At 55.4% G+C, this 15192-nt stretch carries 13 protein-coding genes; 4 read left to right on the forward strand and 9 right to left on the reverse strand.

Annotated features, from left to right (window positions below; genetic code table 11):
- Positions 1-191 precede the first annotated feature (191 nt).
- The 5 genes from EXW94_RS28460 to EXW94_RS04200 are packed head-to-tail and all read right to left on the reverse strand — an operon-like array spanning position 192 to position 6915.
- Positions 192-665: an ArsR family transcriptional regulator gene (locus EXW94_RS28460; RefSeq protein ID WP_174339561.1), complete on the reverse strand. Its 474-nt coding sequence runs from the start codon at positions 663-665 to the stop codon at positions 192-194.
- A 44-nt stretch (positions 666-709) separates the two neighbouring features.
- The gene (gene silA, locus EXW94_RS04185) at positions 710-3886 is read right to left on the reverse strand and encodes a Cu(+)/Ag(+) efflux RND transporter permease subunit SilA (RefSeq protein WP_174339562.1); all 3177 of its coding nucleotides are present in this window, start codon (positions 3884-3886) and stop codon (positions 710-712) included.
- A gap of 10 nt (positions 3887-3896) precedes the next feature.
- Positions 3897-5147, reverse strand: a complete 1251-nt coding sequence (locus tag EXW94_RS04190) for an efflux RND transporter periplasmic adaptor subunit (protein ID WP_174339563.1) — start codon at positions 5145-5147, stop codon at positions 3897-3899.
- Positions 5148-5158: 11 nt separating this feature from the next.
- Positions 5159-5500 (reverse strand): cation efflux system protein CusF, encoded by a 342-nt coding sequence (gene cusF, locus EXW94_RS04195; protein ID WP_174339564.1) that lies wholly within the window; start codon positions 5498-5500, stop codon positions 5159-5161.
- A 29-nt stretch (positions 5501-5529) separates the two neighbouring features.
- Positions 5530-6915: an efflux transporter outer membrane subunit gene (locus tag EXW94_RS04200; protein WP_174339565.1), complete on the reverse strand. Its 1386-nt coding sequence runs from the start codon at positions 6913-6915 to the stop codon at positions 5530-5532.
- Between the two features lie 190 nt (positions 6916-7105).
- Between EXW94_RS04200 and EXW94_RS04205 the strand changes: the two genes are divergently transcribed.
- Positions 7106-7789 carry a copper/silver response regulator transcription factor gene (locus EXW94_RS04205; RefSeq protein ID WP_100166640.1) on the forward strand — a complete coding sequence of 228 codons (684 nt, stop codon included), beginning with the start codon at positions 7106-7108 and terminating at the stop codon, positions 7787-7789.
- Positions 7779-9236, forward strand: a complete 1458-nt coding sequence (locus EXW94_RS04210) for a Cu(+)/Ag(+) sensor histidine kinase (protein ID WP_174339566.1) — start codon at positions 7779-7781, stop codon at positions 9234-9236. The genes EXW94_RS04205 and EXW94_RS04210 overlap by 11 nt, the downstream gene beginning before the upstream one ends.
- A 3-nt stretch (positions 9237-9239) precedes the next feature.
- Here the strand turns inward: EXW94_RS04210 and EXW94_RS04215 are convergent, their stop codons facing one another.
- Positions 9240-10145 (reverse strand): LysR family transcriptional regulator, encoded by a 906-nt coding sequence (locus EXW94_RS04215; RefSeq protein ID WP_174339567.1) that lies wholly within the window; start codon positions 10143-10145, stop codon positions 9240-9242.
- A gap of 117 nt (positions 10146-10262) precedes the next feature.
- Between EXW94_RS04215 and EXW94_RS04220 the strand changes: the two genes are divergently transcribed.
- Positions 10263-11648 carry an MFS transporter gene (locus EXW94_RS04220; RefSeq protein WP_174339568.1) on the forward strand — a complete coding sequence of 462 codons (1386 nt, stop codon included), beginning with the start codon at positions 10263-10265 and terminating at the stop codon, positions 11646-11648.
- An 86-nt stretch (positions 11649-11734) separates the two neighbouring features.
- Here EXW94_RS04220 and EXW94_RS04225 read toward each other — a convergent pair whose 3' ends face one another.
- Genes EXW94_RS04225 through EXW94_RS04235 form a run of 3 tightly spaced genes read right to left on the reverse strand, consistent with a single transcriptional unit; the run spans position 11735 to position 14445 of the window.
- Entirely contained in the window at positions 11735-12730 is a 996-nt protein-coding gene (locus tag EXW94_RS04225) for a DUF2891 domain-containing protein (RefSeq protein WP_174339569.1), read from the reverse strand.
- 9 nt (positions 12731-12739) lie between these two features.
- Entirely contained in the window at positions 12740-13726 is a 987-nt protein-coding gene (locus EXW94_RS04230) for a DUF979 domain-containing protein (protein WP_174339570.1), read from the reverse strand.
- Positions 13723-14445, reverse strand: a complete 723-nt coding sequence (locus EXW94_RS04235) for a DUF969 domain-containing protein (protein WP_010431244.1) — start codon at positions 14443-14445, stop codon at positions 13723-13725. Before EXW94_RS04235 ends, EXW94_RS04230 begins: the two co-directional genes overlap by 4 nt.
- A 201-nt stretch (positions 14446-14646) precedes the next feature.
- On the opposite strand from EXW94_RS04235, the gene EXW94_RS04240 reads away from it, so the two are divergent.
- Positions 14647-15192 carry a winged helix DNA-binding protein gene (locus EXW94_RS04240; RefSeq protein WP_010431247.1) on the forward strand — a complete coding sequence of 182 codons (546 nt, stop codon included), beginning with the start codon at positions 14647-14649 and terminating at the stop codon, positions 15190-15192.

Consider the following 15192-nt stretch of genomic DNA (forward strand, 5'->3'; position numbering starts at 1 on the left):
CAGCCCGGTTCAACTGCAACAGATAAAGACGCAGCTTGCTGCATTCTTTCTACGTCTTTCTATAAAATGCTGTTATTCACTCTGTATAATCGAGCCTGGCGCAAGCTAATCATCCAGACTCGTGAAGCTCACACGCCTCGCTAACCATTTCCCCTAAAAAACCCGCCATAAACTGGCGGGATTTATACTCATTATCCCAGGCGTGATATCCTTGACCTCGCCTCGTCAAGATGTGCGCGTAACGCCCTCAAACAAGGTGCAAAGCTGGCAGAGAAACGGTCGCAATCGCGGGCTAAAGCATAAAATCGCTCCGCCAGTTCCAACGCTTCACGCCAGGTTTCCCCACCGATCGCATCAAGTAGCGTTGCCGGACGAAGTGTATTCACTATTTCGCCACCTGACTTAGGCGCAAACCCCATAGGCAGAATGTCGTAGGCTGGCGCAAGATTTATGCGGTAAATGGGGGCCGAACTGAACCCCCGAAACGCATCGCGTAGCACATAGTGAATAGATGGACCGGTGCCAATTCGAACAACCTCATCACCAAGCGCTTTCATCGCTCGCGAGATGGTTGGCTGACTAATCCTCATAATATCAGTAAGTTGCCTTGCTGATGTAGGGCCTTGCCTCAGCAGCTGTCGTATCGTTTCAGAACGGTCTGTCATTATTATGAATCGCTGTGTGAATAGGTTATTGAATAGCTAATTCATCAGGTGTTGTGCTCCCTGTCATCTTCAGCAAATGCTGTCGCCGTTTTATGCCTGCGCAGCCAGATGAGCTTGTACGCCGCAGGAATAATAAACAGCGATAACAGCGGCGCCGTGATCATCCCGCCAATCATCGGTGCCGCTATCCGGCTCATGACTTCAGAACCCGCACCGGTTCCCCAAAGAATGGGCAGCAGACCGGCAATAATCACCGCGACGGTCATCGCCTTTGGCCGCACGCGCAGCACGGCACCATGATAAAGGGCGTCATCAAGCCCCTGCTCGGTGAACGTTTCCCTATGGGATAACGCAGGTTGCGCTTCAATGGCATGACGCAAATACATCAGCATCACCACGCCAAATTCTGCCGCTACCCCGGCCAGCGCGATAAACCCGGTTCCGGTTGCGACAGACATATGGAAGCCCTGCCAGTACAGGAACCATATCCCTCCAACCAGTGCGAACGGCAGGCTCATCAGAATCAGCAAGGCTTCGTCCACGCGACGGAAGGCCAGATATAACAGAATGAAAATGATCATCACCGTCATCGGCACCATCAGCTTCAGTTTTTTATTGGCATGCTCGAGTAATTCAAACTGTCCAGAGAATGACACACTGGTTCCCGGCCTCAGTTTTACCTTCTGGCTGATGGCTGTCTTAATGTCGTTTACCACCGACACCATATCCCTGCCCCGCGCATCAATGTAAATCCAGCTGGCGGGACGGGCATTTTCCGTTTTCAACATGGTTGGACCGGAAACGACGTTAATCTCTGCCACATCGCCAAGGGTGATTTGCTGCTTCATCGGCGTCAGGATCGGCATCTCCTTCAGCGCCTGCGGGCTGTTCCGGTAATCCTGCGGATAGCGGATATTGATCGGATACCGGGCCACGCCTTCTACCGTTTCCCCTACCGTCGCGCCGCTGATGGCGGAGGAGACGAAGAGTTGCACATCGCCCACCGTCATGCCGTAGCGGGAGGCTTTTTCACGGTTGATATCCACATCAACGTAGCGCCCCCCTTCCAGACGTTCAGCCAGTGCTGAGACCACGCCCGGCACGGTTTTGGCTACCGCCTCAATGCTCTGCGCCGTTGCGTCGATATCCGACAAAACGGTACCCGACACCTTGATCCCTATCGGACTTTTGATCCCGGTTGAGAGCATATCAATGCGGTTACGGATGGGCGGCACCCAGAGATTGGCAAGCCCCGGCAAACGAACCGTCTGATCCAGTTCATCGATAATCTTGTCAATCGTCATGCCCGGCCGCCACTGGTCTTCCGGCTTGAGCTGAATGGTCGTTTCAACCATTTCAAGCGGCGCGGAATCTGTTGCGGTTTCAGCCTTACCCGTCTTACCAAACACGGAAGCCACTTCCGGGACGGTTTTGATTAACTTGTCCGTGGTCTGTAATAGCGCCGCCGCTTCTGCCGGAGAGACGCCCGGCAGGGTCGACGGCATATACAGCAGATCGCCCTCATTGATCTTCGGCAGAAACTCACCTCCCACCTGACTTAAAGGCCAGATAACCGTGAAGATGGATAACGCCGCAACCAACAGGGTAGTTTTAGGCCAGTGGAGCACCCTGAGCAGTAACGGGTGATAGGCTTTAATCAGCAGCCGGTTCAGGGGATTACGGGTTTCCGCAGGGATTTTCCCGCGGATCCAGAACCCCATCAGAATAGGAATAACAATGATGGCCAGCGCGGCTGCACCTGCCATGGAATATGTTTTAGTAAAGGCCAGCGGGCCAAACAACCGCCCTTCCTGTCCTTCAAGGGTAAATATAGGAATGAAGGATAAGGTGATGATCAGCAGGCTGATAAACAGCGCGGGGCCAACCTCCACGGAGGCGTCGGTGATCACCTGCCAGCGGGTGGCGTTATCAATCTGCTCTCCGGGATGCTGATGATCCCACTCCTCGAGCCGTTTATGCGCATTTTCAATCATCACAATGGCGGCATCCACCATTGCGCCGACGGCGATGGCGATCCCACCCAGCGACATAATATTGGCGTTCAGCCCCTGGAAGTGCATGACGATAAAGGCAATGCACAGGCCGAGCGGCAGAGAAATGATGGCGACCAGCGCAGAGCGGACGTGCCAGAGGAACAGGGCGCAGACAATAGCCACCACGATAAACTCTTCAAGCAGCTTGGAACTCAGGTTGTCGATTGCCCGGTCGATTAGCTGGCTGCGATCGTAGGTGGTCACAATCTCAACGCCTTCCGGCAGACTGGCTTTCAGCGTCTCCAGTTTATCTTTCACCGCAGTAATGACCTCACGCGCATTTTTGCCCGAACGCAGGATCACGACGCCCCCGGCGACTTCCCCCTGCCCGTTTAGTTCGGCAATACCGCGTCGCATTTCCGGCCCCGTCTGAACGCGAGCAACATCACGCAGATTAATGGGGACCCCGTTTTCCCCGGTTTTCAGGACGATATTATTGAAGTCATCAAGAGTCTGGAGATAACCGCTGGCGCGAACCATATACTCCGCTTCCGCGATTTCAATGGATGAGCCCCCTGCTTCCTGGTTGGACGATTCCAGGGCCTGCTTAACCTCAGGCAGGCTTACGCCGTACTGGGCCAGTTTTAACGGATCAACCTGAATCTGATACTGCTTCACCACGCCGCCGACCGACGCCACCTCGGCCACGTTCGGAATGGTTTTCAGTTCAAACTTGAGGAACCAGTCCTGAAGAGATCGCAGTTCCGCGAGATCGTGTTTTCCGCTGCGATCGACCAGCGCATACTCAAATATCCAGCCCACACCCGTGGCATCAGGCCCGATTTCAGCGCTTACCCCGGCGGGCAGTCTACCCTGCACCTGATTCAGATACTCCAGCACGCGTGACCTGGCCCAGTAGAGATCTGTCCCATCTTCAAAAATGACATACACGTAGGAATCACCGAACTGGGAAAACCCGCGCACGGTCTTTGCGCCCGGCACCGACAGCATGGTGGTGGTGAGCGGATACGTCACCTGGTTTTCAACAATCTGCGGAGCCTGGCCGGGATAGCTGGTTTTAATAATGACCTGAACATCAGACAGATCGGGCAAGGCATCGACCGGCGTGTTGATGATGGTCCAGGTTCCCCAGACGCTGAGAAACAGCGCCCCCATCATCACCAGAAAACGATTGGCGACTGACCGCCGGATAATCCATTCAATCATCGTCGTCTCCTTAGTGACCAGCATGCGCGTCGTCATGTTTTTCAGGATGCCGCATGCGTTCCAGCGCACCGGTAATATTGGCCTCCGAGTCAATCAGGAACAGGCCGCTGACCACCACCGACTCCCCTTCATTCAGGCCTGAACCAATACCGGACTGTTGCTGAGATTCGTGCAGCACGTGGATCGGCTTCGGCACAAAACGCCCCTCCGAATCGACCGTAATCACGCGCTGTTCTTTGCCGGTATCGATAACGGCCTGAGACGGGATCAGCAGCATGTCCTGGCTTTGGGTATTCAGCTTCAGATAGGCGTTCATACCCGGTTTCAGACGTTCATCTTTATTGGAAACCTGCAGGCGCACCTGCAGCGTGCGAGTGGCCGGGTCCACGCTCGGCAGAAGGTTCCATTTTTCAACGGGGAAAGATGTGTCCGGATAAGCCGGTACGGAAATAGCAAACTGCGACGTGTCTTTCAGGAGATACGCGATGGACTCAGGGACGGCTGCGCTGATCCAGACGGGGTCCATCCCCTGAATCTGTGCCACCACTTTATCTTTTGAAATATTCATTCCGGTGCGCAGGTCAAACGCGGTGATCACCCCGTCGATGGGGGCTTTGATGGTAAATCGGGTCTGAATCGTTCGGCTTGCGCGCAGCCTTTGTATATCGTCGTCTGGCATGCCTGCCAGCCGCAGCCGCTCAAGCACCCCTTTAATCTGGGTAGGCGTTCCGCCGGTGCCGGATAACAGCAAAAACTCACTTTGCGCCTCGACCCAGTCCGGGATCGTGATATCAATCAGCGGCGTGCCTTTCTTCACATGGTCGCCCGTTGTCAGCGGGTACACCTTCTCAACGAAACCTTCAGCGCGTGCCTGCACAATGACAAACTGATAGTCGTTATAGCTGACGTTGGCCGGGATGGTCTGGGAATAATTCAGCTTCCCTCGCGTGACTTTTTGCGTTTTTAATCCCAGGTTCTGAACCTGTGTCGGATCAATACGAATACCGGCGCTGCTTTTCTCGTCGTCTTCATCCGCATATTTCGGCACCAGGTCCATATCCATAAAAGGCGATTTACCGGGTTTATCAAATTTAACGTCTGGCTTCATCGGGTCATACCAGAAAAGTACCTTTCGCTCGGGTACTGTCTTTTCTGTTTTATCCACTGAATGCATTACCTGCCAGGCCGTCACTGAAATCAGCCCACCTGCGATGAGGCTGGAAATAATCATTGCAGCATATTTTATTTTAAAAGACGCCATGCCGTTTCTCGCTATTTAATGCTCTTCAGTAAAGAGATATTGCCCTGCTGCACAAACGAAAAATTAACCTGGCTACCCACTTTTAACGCCGTAATACTCTCGTCAGCCTGGGTAAAGGTGAAGCGCATGGTCATCGCGGGCCAACCCACCGCCGGGATAGCATCATGAGAAATGGTGATTTTCTTATTGGTGAGATCAATGTCCTTCACAATACCGGTTCCTTCAATCACCTGCTCTGAAGCGGCGTCGCTGGCAGCAGTCATTTCACCATGCTGATGAACTTCAGCCTGAAGGCCAGCAGAAAACATCACAGAGAGAGCACCAAATACAACGGCTTTAATGGAATTACGCATATTCATTGTCCTGTTAAATGATAAATAAGTTATTCAACCCAGCCGCCACCTAGTGCGGTGTAGAGATTAATTTCATTCACCTGTCTGGAATTGGTCAGGTCGAGTAGAGTTTGCTGTGTGGTGAAAAGAGAACGTTCAGCATCAAGTACTTCGATATAGCTCACCGCGCCGCTGGCATATAATCCTCTGGCGCGCTGAAGGGTAATTTGCAGTGAATCCAGATAACGCTGCTGCGCATCAATTTGCCTGCTAATGCTGTCACGCAGGGCGAGCGCATCAGCAACATCTTTAAATGCAGCCTGAATTTTTTGTTCGTAATTCACAACCGACTGCTGCTGGCGATTTTCAGCCAGCTTCAGGTTGGCGTTATTCCTTCCGGCATTGAAAATCGGAATGTCGATTTTAGGAATAAAATTCCACATTCCGCTCGCCGGTGTGAACAGGCTGGATAACGCCGTACTGCTTGTTGAAAGTCCACTGGTCAGCGAAATTGAAGGGAAAAAAGCGGCTCGCGCAGCGCCAATATTGGCATTAGCCGCTTTCAGCTGATACTCCGCCTCCATGATATCCGGGCGCTGAAGCAGAATGTCTGATGACAGATTGGGCGGCAGCTTTACGGGTGTCAGAGCGCTATCGCTCGCACCGTTTTCTGCCGGGAGCGCGCGATACGTGCCCAGCACAAGCTGCAGGGCATTATTGGCCTGCGCCAGCTCGCCCTCTCTTTTGGCAATCTCCGCGCGGGTGCTTTCGATTTGTCCACGAGCCTGCTCCAGCGCGAGGACGTTCGTGCTGCCCGTCACCAGCTGCTGCTCTACAAAAGCATAAGACTGTTGATAATTTTTCAGCGTCTCGCGCGCAATACGCAGCTGTTTGTAGGCCAGCTGCTGGCTGAAATAACTCTGCGACACGCTGGAGACAAGCAGAATATGCACCGCCCGGCGAGCTTCTTCGCTTGCAAAAAAGTTATGTCTGTCTGCCTCACTCATGTTCCTGAGCTTGCCGAAAAAATCGAGTTCGTAGCTAAGCTCAAGGCCCGCGTCATACTCTTGTGATGTCGGCTTGTCACTTTTCAGCCCGCCGCTGTAGGTAATGCCTGACGACGCATTCAACTGCGGATAGCGGTCTGCATCCGTGACGTTAAACTGAGCCCGGGCTTCTTCCACCTTCAGGGCCGCCATGCGCAAATCGCGGTTATTGCTCAGGGCCTCGGCGATCAGCCTTGTCACCTGCGGATCGTCAAAAAAGTTGCGCCACCCGCTGTCCTGATAATTCTGCGCTGCGGGCATCAGACCGTTGCGAGACAGTGAAAACTGCTGCGGGACCGGTGCCGCGGGGCGCTGGTATTCAGGTGCCAGGGAGACGCAGCCTGCAAGGAGGAAAATTGTGCTGATGCTAAGTCGTTTTAAGGTGAACATAACGCTTCTCGTCCAGGCAGACCTGGTAAATGATTCCAATGAAGTCCAGAGTGTTACCAGGGTTACTCTAACGAAATCATCCTGTTTGCCCGGTGACAGGATAATGACAATGTTGTCATTTTTAGCGTAAGCCGTTGATTACGGCCTTCGGCACAATAGAATGTCGCTAGCAGCCAGTCAGGGGAGCAAGATGAAAATACTGATCGTTGAAGACGAGATTAAAACGGGCGAATACCTCAGCAAGGGGCTGACGGAGGCGGGCTTTGTGGTGGACTACGCTGACAATGGCCTGAACGGATATCATCTCGCCATGACCGCCGGGTATGATCTACTGATTCTGGATATCATGCTGCCTGATGTGAACGGCTGGGATATCGTCCGCATGCTGCGTTCTGCCGGGAAAGGGATGCCGATACTGTTACTGACGGCCCTCGGCACGATTGAACACCGGGTTAAGGGGCTTGAGCTGGGCGCAGATGATTACCTGGTAAAACCTTTCGCGTTTGCTGAGCTTCTCGCTCGGGTGAGAACGCTGCTAAGGCGCGGTAATACGGCGATAGCCGAGAGCCAGTTCAACGTGGCGGACCTGACGATCGATCTCATCTCCCGGAAAGTCACCCGCGCCGGAAACCGTATTCTGTTAACCAGTAAAGAGTTCAGCCTGCTCGAGTTTTTCATCCGGCATCAGGGCGAAGTCCTGCCCCGCTCCCTGATTGCTTCGCAGGTGTGGGACATGAACTTTGACAGCGACACCAACGCCATCGACGTCGCGGTTAAGCGCCTGCGCGCCAAAATAGATAATGATTATGAGCCAAAACTGATCCAGACCGTCCGCGGCGTCGGCTATATGCTGGAGGCGCCGGATGCAAAATAAGCCCGCCAGGCGTCCATTCTCTCTTGCCCTGAGGCTGACGTTTTTTATCAGCCTCTCTACGATCCTCGCTTTTTTCGCTTTTACCTGGTTTATGCTGCATTCGGTTGAAAAGCATTTTGCCGAACAGGATATTAGCGATCTGCAGCAAATCAGTACCGCAATGCACCGCATACTGCAGTCACCGGCCGATCCCGATGAACGAAAGGTCAGTAAAATCAAAGAGTCGATTGCCAGTTACCGCAACGTCGCCGTGCTGCTTCTGGATCCTCAGGGGAAAGAACTGTTCAGTTCAGCGCAAGGCGCGGCATTACGCCCTGCGGTAAATACGGCGGATTTTGGCACACACCGCCGCGCGCAGGATGTGTTTCTCTGGACGGTAGAAGACCCGTCCATGCCCGCGCACTCCGGCCCCGAAATGAAAATGGAAACCTACCGAATTATCGCCTCTTCTGGAACGGCTGCATTTCAGGGAAAAACGCAGAACTACGTCATGCTTATCGGGCTATCCATCAATTTTCATCTTCACTACCTCGATGCGCTGAAAAAGAATCTGCTCGCGATTGCTGCTGTTATCAGCGTGCTGATTATTCTTGTCATCCGCATCGCGGTTCGCCAGGGACACCTGCCCCTGCGTAACGTCAGCACCGCTATCAAAAATATCACCTCTGAAAATCTGGATGTGCGGCTGGAGCCGTCCCGCGTGCCTGTTGAGCTGGAACAGCTGGTGATCTCCTTCAACCATATGATTGAAAAAATTGAGGATGTCTTTACCCGTCAGGCCAATTTTTCTGCCGATATCGCGCACGAAATCAGAACCCCCATCACCAACCTGATGACGCAAAGCGAGATTGCCCTAAGCCAGAACCGGACCCAGAAAGAGCTTGAAGACGTGCTCTATTCCAGCCTTGAAGAGTACACCCGGATGACCCGCATGGTCAGCGACATGCTGTTTCTCGCCCAGGCGGATAATAACCAGCTGATCCCTGACCGGGTCATGTTTGATTTACGTGCAGAGGTGATGAAAGTTTTCGATTTCTTCGAAGCCTGGGCGGAAGAGCGCAACATCACGCTGAAATTCAACGGGATGCCCTGCCTGGTTGAAGGCGATCCCCAGATGTTCAGGCGAGCAATCAATAACCTGTTATCCAATGCCCTGCGCTATACGCCGGAAGGACAGGCTGTGACCGTCTCACTCACAGAACAAGATAGCTATTTTGTTCTGATGATGGAAAACCCCGGCACGCCCATCCCCGAAGCGCATTTGCCGAGACTGTTCGACCGCTTCTATCGTGTGGATCCGTCCAGGCAACGTAAAGGCGAAGGCAGCGGGATCGGGCTTGCCATCGTCAAATCCATTGTGGTTGCCCATCATGGAAAAGTGCGTGTGGAATCTGACGCTCGCTCGACGCGGTTTATCTTGTCTGTGCCAAAGGCGATATCGCGCTAAGGCTCACTGCGCATCCTGACAGACTTCGCGCACTTTCTCTCTCAACCAGCGGTGCCCCGGATCCTGCTCCATTCGCGGGTGCCACATCTGGGAAACCGTAATGGTCCGGGCTTTAAACGGCAGTTCGAAGACGTGCAAACTTTCCGTCATGGTTTGATTGCGCAGATACAGTGCGGGCACCATCGCAATGAGATCGGATGCCAGCGCCACGGATAACGCCGTCGGGAAGCCCGGCACCACGCTGGCCACTTTACGTTTCATACTCTGTTCCGCCAAAACATCATCGACAAAGCCGTGTAACGAACCGTCAGGCGAGGCGACCACATGGCCCCATGACACATAATCGTTGATGCTGATTGCCGACAGCGCGGCCAGCGGATGTCCTTTGCGTACCGCACCCACAAACCGGTCCTGAAATAACCGCTGCAAACGTATCTCCGGTCCCATGTTGCTCTGTACGCCAATTTCCAGGTCAACCAGCCCCTCACGCAGATACCGCGACGTTTTTTCAGGCTTCGGTGCGAAGCGTATACAGACCTCAGGGGCAGCCGCGGCAACGGCGGCAATCAGGGCAGGACCAAAGGCCACTACGAAGCCATCATTTGCCCGAATGGTGAAAAGTCGTGCCAGAGTTTGGACGTTAAGCGTCTCGGTGGAGGGCTGGAGCACCGCCCTCGCCTCGTGCACGGCGTTTCTGGCCCGGTCCCGGGTGGCTTCTGCCCAGGGCGTCAGCACCATGTGACGTCCGGCCCGAACCAGAATCGGATCGCCGGTCACTTCACGCAGCCTGCTCAGCGTTCGGCTCATGGCGGAGGTGCTCAGGTTTAGACGCCGCGCCGCAGCGGCTACGCTGGCTTCAGCCAGCAAAACGTCGAGGGCAACCAGCAAATTGAAATCAGGGTCGGTCACGTTATCTCCTCATATAAGGCGTTATACGCAACGAATGAATGCACAGGCTGCGTCTTCCGCCTTGTATACCCCATGATTATAGTTTCGTCATCACTATTCTTTTCTGGAGTAAATATCATGACGCTGTTTTCAAACCAGCCCGGCGATGAGGGATTACCGGGACATGAACGTGCTCGGGTCATGGTCGCGCTGATGACCACCACGCTGATGGGCGTCTTTGATGGCACCATGATTAACGTAGCGCTGCCCTCCATGGCGAGCGCGATGCAGGTCTCTGCGAATGTCGCAGTATGGTTTGCCAACGGTTACCTGCTGTCGGCGGCGATGACGCTGGCTATCTTCGCGGCGCTGGCAGCGCGCATGGGCTATCGCCCGGTGTTTCTGGCGGGTCTTGCGACGTTCACGCTTACCTCCCTTGGCTGCGCGCTGGCGACGACGCCGGACATGCTGATCGGGATGCGCGTTTTGCAAGGCATAGGGGGTGCGGCCACGTTGAGTATCGCCCCGGCGATACTGCGCTCCGTTTTCCCTGGACGACTGCTTGGCCGCGTTCTGGGGCTGCACGCCCTGCTGATTGCCGCCAGCACGGCCATAGCGCCGGTGCTGGGCGGCACGATCCTGGAGGCGCTGCGCTGGGAATGGCTGTTTGCGATTAACATTATTCCGGGAAGTGTCGCACTGCTGCTGGCCTGGAAGGCGTTACCGCGCGGTTCGGCTTCCAGTAAAACGCCCTTTGACACCGCAGGTGCGGTGCTCTCGGCGATTCTGCTCGGTTCGACAATCATGACCGCGAACAGTTTCCAGCACGTCAGCCATGAGGCGGTGTTTTGGGTGGGTATTGCCCTGCTCAGCGCCACCGCCTTCATCTGGCATATTCGCCGCGTCCAAAGCCCCTTACTGCCCCCCGTTATCTTCCGCAACGGCCGCTTTACGCTCGCCGCACTCACCTCACTTGCGTCGTTTGTCAGCCAGGGCATCACCTTTATCGCGCTGCCGTTTATGTTTCAGAGCGTGTATGGCTACAGCCCGCTGGAATCGGCCCTTCTGTTCACGCCCTGGCCGATTGGCATCGTGTTGATTGCCCCTCACGCGGGCCGTTGGGCAGATACGATTTCCGCGCCGCTGATTTCCACCATCGGGCTGATGATTTTTGCCGTTGGGTTGATCCTGCTGGCGACGTTACCCGCAAGCCCTCCCACATGGGATATCTGCCTGCGCAGTCTGGTATGCGGTATTGGGTTTGGCTGCTTCCAGAGCCCTAATAATCGGGAAATGCTCGCTAACGTGGCGCGGGAGAATGCCAGCTATGCGTCCGGGGTATTGTCCATCGTCAGGACCTTCGGGCAGTGTCTGGGGGCGGCCGTGGTGGGTGTTTGGTTGGCCGCGACGACGGGCTCGGACCAGGCCGTTCACTTTGCGCTGTGGACTGCGGTGGTCGCCTCTGCCGAGTCGGTGTTGTTTAGCCTGAGCCGACTGCGCGCCGCCGTTCGGGCATCAGCCTGATTCGCCCGGCGGCGCTACGCTTACCTGGCCTACAATGTAGGCCAGGTAAGCGCAGCGCCACCCGGCAAAAAAGACGACGCGTTTATTTACTCCAGCGCCAGCAGCGCAAAGCTCGCCAGCCAGTGCCCGCCGCTGTAGTGGCTGCCCACCACGTGCTCGACGCTTGCCGTCAGGTGTTTCGCCACGGCATCACGCAGCGCCTGCTGTCCCGGATGGTTCTCCGGCAGCGCCTTTGCGATGTGCTTCATACACCAGGCGCGGCTGAGGTTTAACCCGTCCAGATGGGCAATTTTCGGGTCGGAACGGTCGCTCACCTCCGCCGGGTTCATCAGTGCCGCAACAGTCTCTACGTCAGGGAGGAATTTATCGAACCATGCCGGGAAGTTATCCGTTACCTTGCTCATCAGCAGCGCCTCGGTCAGCGCGCCGGAAATATACTCATCGCCGCCCGGTTCGTAGTGCGCCGGATAGCGCGTATCGGCGAAATAAAACCGCTCAGCCGCCGTCAGAATCGCCTGCTCCAGCCCGCTGTCCTGCACGGCACGGGCGTAATCCAGCCCCAGCGCGAGGGCAAACGCCGTGTTGTAGTGCGTTCCGACGCGGATCGGATAGGTGAGCTTGCTGAGATAATCCACCAGCCGGTTACGAATATCCTGGGTTAACGGCTCAAGCGTCTGGTACCAGCCTGCGGCCTGCGGCAGCGACGACTGTTTCAGCTCCTGAGCCAGTGCCAGCAGCCAGCCGTAGCCATACGGACGTTCGAACGACGCGCGGAACGGCGCGGTGAAATAGGCCAGCTCTTTCGCCACGTTCTCGTCGGTCAGATGCTCGTCGATAAGCGCGACGATGTCATTCCGACACGGTAGCTCAGGATAGAGGCGCAAGCAGCGCAGCAGCAGCCAGTAGCCGTGCACCGCCGAGTGCCAGTCAAAACAGCCGTAGAAAATGGGGTGCAGCTCGCGAGGCGGCAGAACATCGCCATCATCATTCAGCAGGTGCATGATGTGGTTCGGGTATTCCTGGCGCAAATAGGTCAAAGGCATGCGGGCAAACGCGTCTGCCTGATGTTGCGTTAATTCCATATCAGCTCCTTAGCGAAACACGAGGAAATACATTAAGAACACGTTCACCACCAGCAGGGTTAACGCGGTCGGGATCTGGATCTTGATCACCTGATATTTGTCTTTGAGTTCCAGCAGCGCGGCGGGAACGATATTGAAGTTCGCGGCCATCGGCGTCATCAGCGTGCCGCAGTAGCCCGCGTACATGCCAATCGCCAGCAGCGGTGCCGGGTTGCCGTGATGCACGTTAATCAGGAACGGTAAGGCGATACCGGCACTTAATACCGGGAAAGCGGCAAAGGCGTTACCCATGATCATGGTAAACAGCGCCATACCCACGCAGTAAATCACCACCAGCATGAAGCGGCTATCCGGGTTCACGAACAGGCTGACCACCTTCTGCACCGAATCGCCGGTATTGGCCGCCACGAACACGCCGCCAAGCATCGCCAGCATCTGCGGCAGGATCACCGCCCAGCCGATGGTGTCGACAAGACGACGAGACTGGCGGATAGCGTGCAGCGGTGTCCCCTTCGTTAGCCACCATCCGGTGAGGATCGCCGCGACGCAGGCCACGCACAGCGCCGCCAGGGTAAGCTGTTTCTGGTCGAGAAGATAAACGCCGCCAATCGACACGCCCTTCAGGAACAGCGTCCCGATAACCGTCACCGCCGGGATCATCAGCGCGGGCAGGAACAGCCAGTTTTTGAGCCGGTTCGATGAGGCAACGCGCTCCTCGTCGGAGGCCATTTTATAGTGCCCTTTCCCGACCAGTCCAAAGCCCGCCAGCAGCGCGATAGCGATGACGCCGCCGCCAATGATCCGGTACGCCAGCGATTTCCCCAGCTCCTGTACCATCAGATCGCCAAACAGGAAGATCCCGCCGAATAAAAACCAGAACAGCGCGGTGGTAAAACGCTTCGGATTGGCGCGATCGCGCAGGGTCATCACGACCAGCAGCATCACGACAAAGCCGATGAGGTAGTACACGCGGTTAATGGTGATAAGCGTCATCATTGCGCCACCTCCTGTTTACCCTGCTCTGCACGCCAGGCCATGACGTCGCGACGAATGCTTGCATCCAGGCGCAGCAGGCGCGTCATATGAATAATTAATGCCGCAATGGCGGTGGGAATAGCCCACAGGCCGATATGCAGCGGTTCGATCCCCTGGATCCCGTTCTCTTTCAGGAAGGCGTCAATCAGCAGAACCGCACCGAAGGCGATAAAGATATCTTCGCCAAAAAAGACCGCGATATTGTCGCACGCGGCGGCATGGGCTTTGATTTTGTCGCGGATATGTTGCGGCAGTTCGCCATATTCGTTCAGCGCCGCCCCTTCGGCCATTGGGGCCAGCAGCGGGCGCACCGTCTGGGCATGGCCGCCAAGAGACATCAGACCCAGCGCCGCGGTCCCTTCACGCGCCACAAAGTAGAGCATCAAAATACGCGCCGAGGTGGCGCTGGCGATCTTCGCCACCCAGGCCTGGGCGCGCTCTTTAAGCCCGTAGTATTCCAGCAGACCAATCACCGGCAGGATCAGGATGAAGGTGGCCAGCGATCGGCTATTCACGAACTTTTCGCCGAAGGTCTCCAGCAGCATCCCGAAATCCATCCCGACCAGCAGACCCGTCGCCAGCCCCGCCACCACGACCACCAGCAGCGGGTTGAAGCGCAGTGCAAAACCAATAACCACGATCGGTATCCCGATCAGCGGCAACAGCGTAGTACCGTCCATAAACGTTTACCCTATCCAAAGTGAGCGTTGCGCGCCGACGGCTATTTTTTTAATTTGCGGCGAGCGATGTTGTGTTTTGTTGGCAGGCTTCGCAAAACCTGCGCTAAAAAGCTATATCTGAACCTCAAAAACATGTAAACAATTTATCAATAAAATGTTCTTATTTTATCGATGAGTTTACATTTCTGGCTAAGGAACGTTATGACCTCAAAAAAGAGTGTTGCCTCAAACCACGACGATATTACGGATGGCCGCATCGTCTCCTCTCGCCACCTGGTGTCGGAACGCTGTGCGGAGCTATCGGAGCTGGAATACGCGCTGATCATGACCAGCAACGCGTTTAACAAATGGATGGTGCGCTGCATGACGGCTGCCGGCGAGCCGGATATGGGGGCATTTGACGTGTCGCTGCTGCATCATGTGAATCATCGCAACCGCAAGAAAAAATTGGCCGATATCTGCTTTGTCCTGAACGTGGAGGACACGCACGTGGTGACCTATGCGCTAAAGAAACTGGTGAAAGCGGGCTATGTGACGAGTGAGAAAGCGGGCAAGGAGCTCTTTTTCTCAACCACGGAGGAAGGCAAAGCCTTATGCATGAAGTACCGCGACGTGCGGGAAGCCTGCCTGATTAACATTCATGGAGAGAGCGGTATTTCAGGAACGTCTATCGGGGAGACCGCGCAGCTGCTGCGCACGATCTCCTCCCTGTATGATACCGCCGCACGGGCGGCGGCATCGCTGTGA

The sequence above is a fragment of the Enterobacter sp. JMULE2 genome, from assembly GCF_013337145.1.
In the GTDB taxonomy this organism is placed as follows: domain Bacteria; phylum Pseudomonadota; class Gammaproteobacteria; order Enterobacterales; family Enterobacteriaceae; genus Enterobacter; species Enterobacter mori.

What these genes read in the sequence shown, in the direction of transcription:
- EXW94_RS28460 (WP_174339561.1), bottom strand. Translation starts at nt 665, where the DNA reads ATGACAGACCGTTCTGAAACGATACGACAGCTGCTGAGGCAAGGCCCT.
- silA (WP_174339562.1), bottom strand. Translation starts at nt 3,886, where the DNA reads ATGATTGAATGGATTATCCGGCGGTCAGTCGCCAATCGTTTTCTGGTG.
- EXW94_RS04190 (WP_174339563.1), bottom strand. Translation starts at nt 5,147, where the DNA reads ATGGCGTCTTTTAAAATAAAATATGCTGCAATGATTATTTCCAGCCTC.
- cusF (WP_174339564.1), bottom strand. Translation starts at nt 5,500, where the DNA reads ATGCGTAATTCCATTAAAGCCGTTGTATTTGGTGCTCTCTCTGTGATG.
- EXW94_RS04200 (WP_174339565.1), bottom strand. Translation starts at nt 6,915, where the DNA reads ATGTTCACCTTAAAACGACTTAGCATCAGCACAATTTTCCTCCTTGCA.
- EXW94_RS04205 (WP_100166640.1), top strand. Translation starts at nt 7,106, where the DNA reads ATGAAAATACTGATCGTTGAAGACGAGATTAAAACGGGCGAATACCTC.
- EXW94_RS04210 (WP_174339566.1), top strand. Translation starts at nt 7,779, where the DNA reads ATGCAAAATAAGCCCGCCAGGCGTCCATTCTCTCTTGCCCTGAGGCTG.
- EXW94_RS04220 (WP_174339568.1), top strand. Translation starts at nt 10,263, where the DNA reads ATGACGCTGTTTTCAAACCAGCCCGGCGATGAGGGATTACCGGGACAT.
- EXW94_RS04225 (WP_174339569.1), bottom strand. Translation starts at nt 12,730, where the DNA reads ATGGAATTAACGCAACATCAGGCAGACGCGTTTGCCCGCATGCCTTTG.
- EXW94_RS04230 (WP_174339570.1), bottom strand. Translation starts at nt 13,726, where the DNA reads ATGATGACGCTTATCACCATTAACCGCGTGTACTACCTCATCGGCTTT.
- EXW94_RS04235 (WP_010431244.1), bottom strand. Translation starts at nt 14,445, where the DNA reads ATGGACGGTACTACGCTGTTGCCGCTGATCGGGATACCGATCGTGGTT.
- EXW94_RS04240 (WP_010431247.1), top strand. Translation starts at nt 14,647, where the DNA reads ATGACCTCAAAAAAGAGTGTTGCCTCAAACCACGACGATATTACGGAT.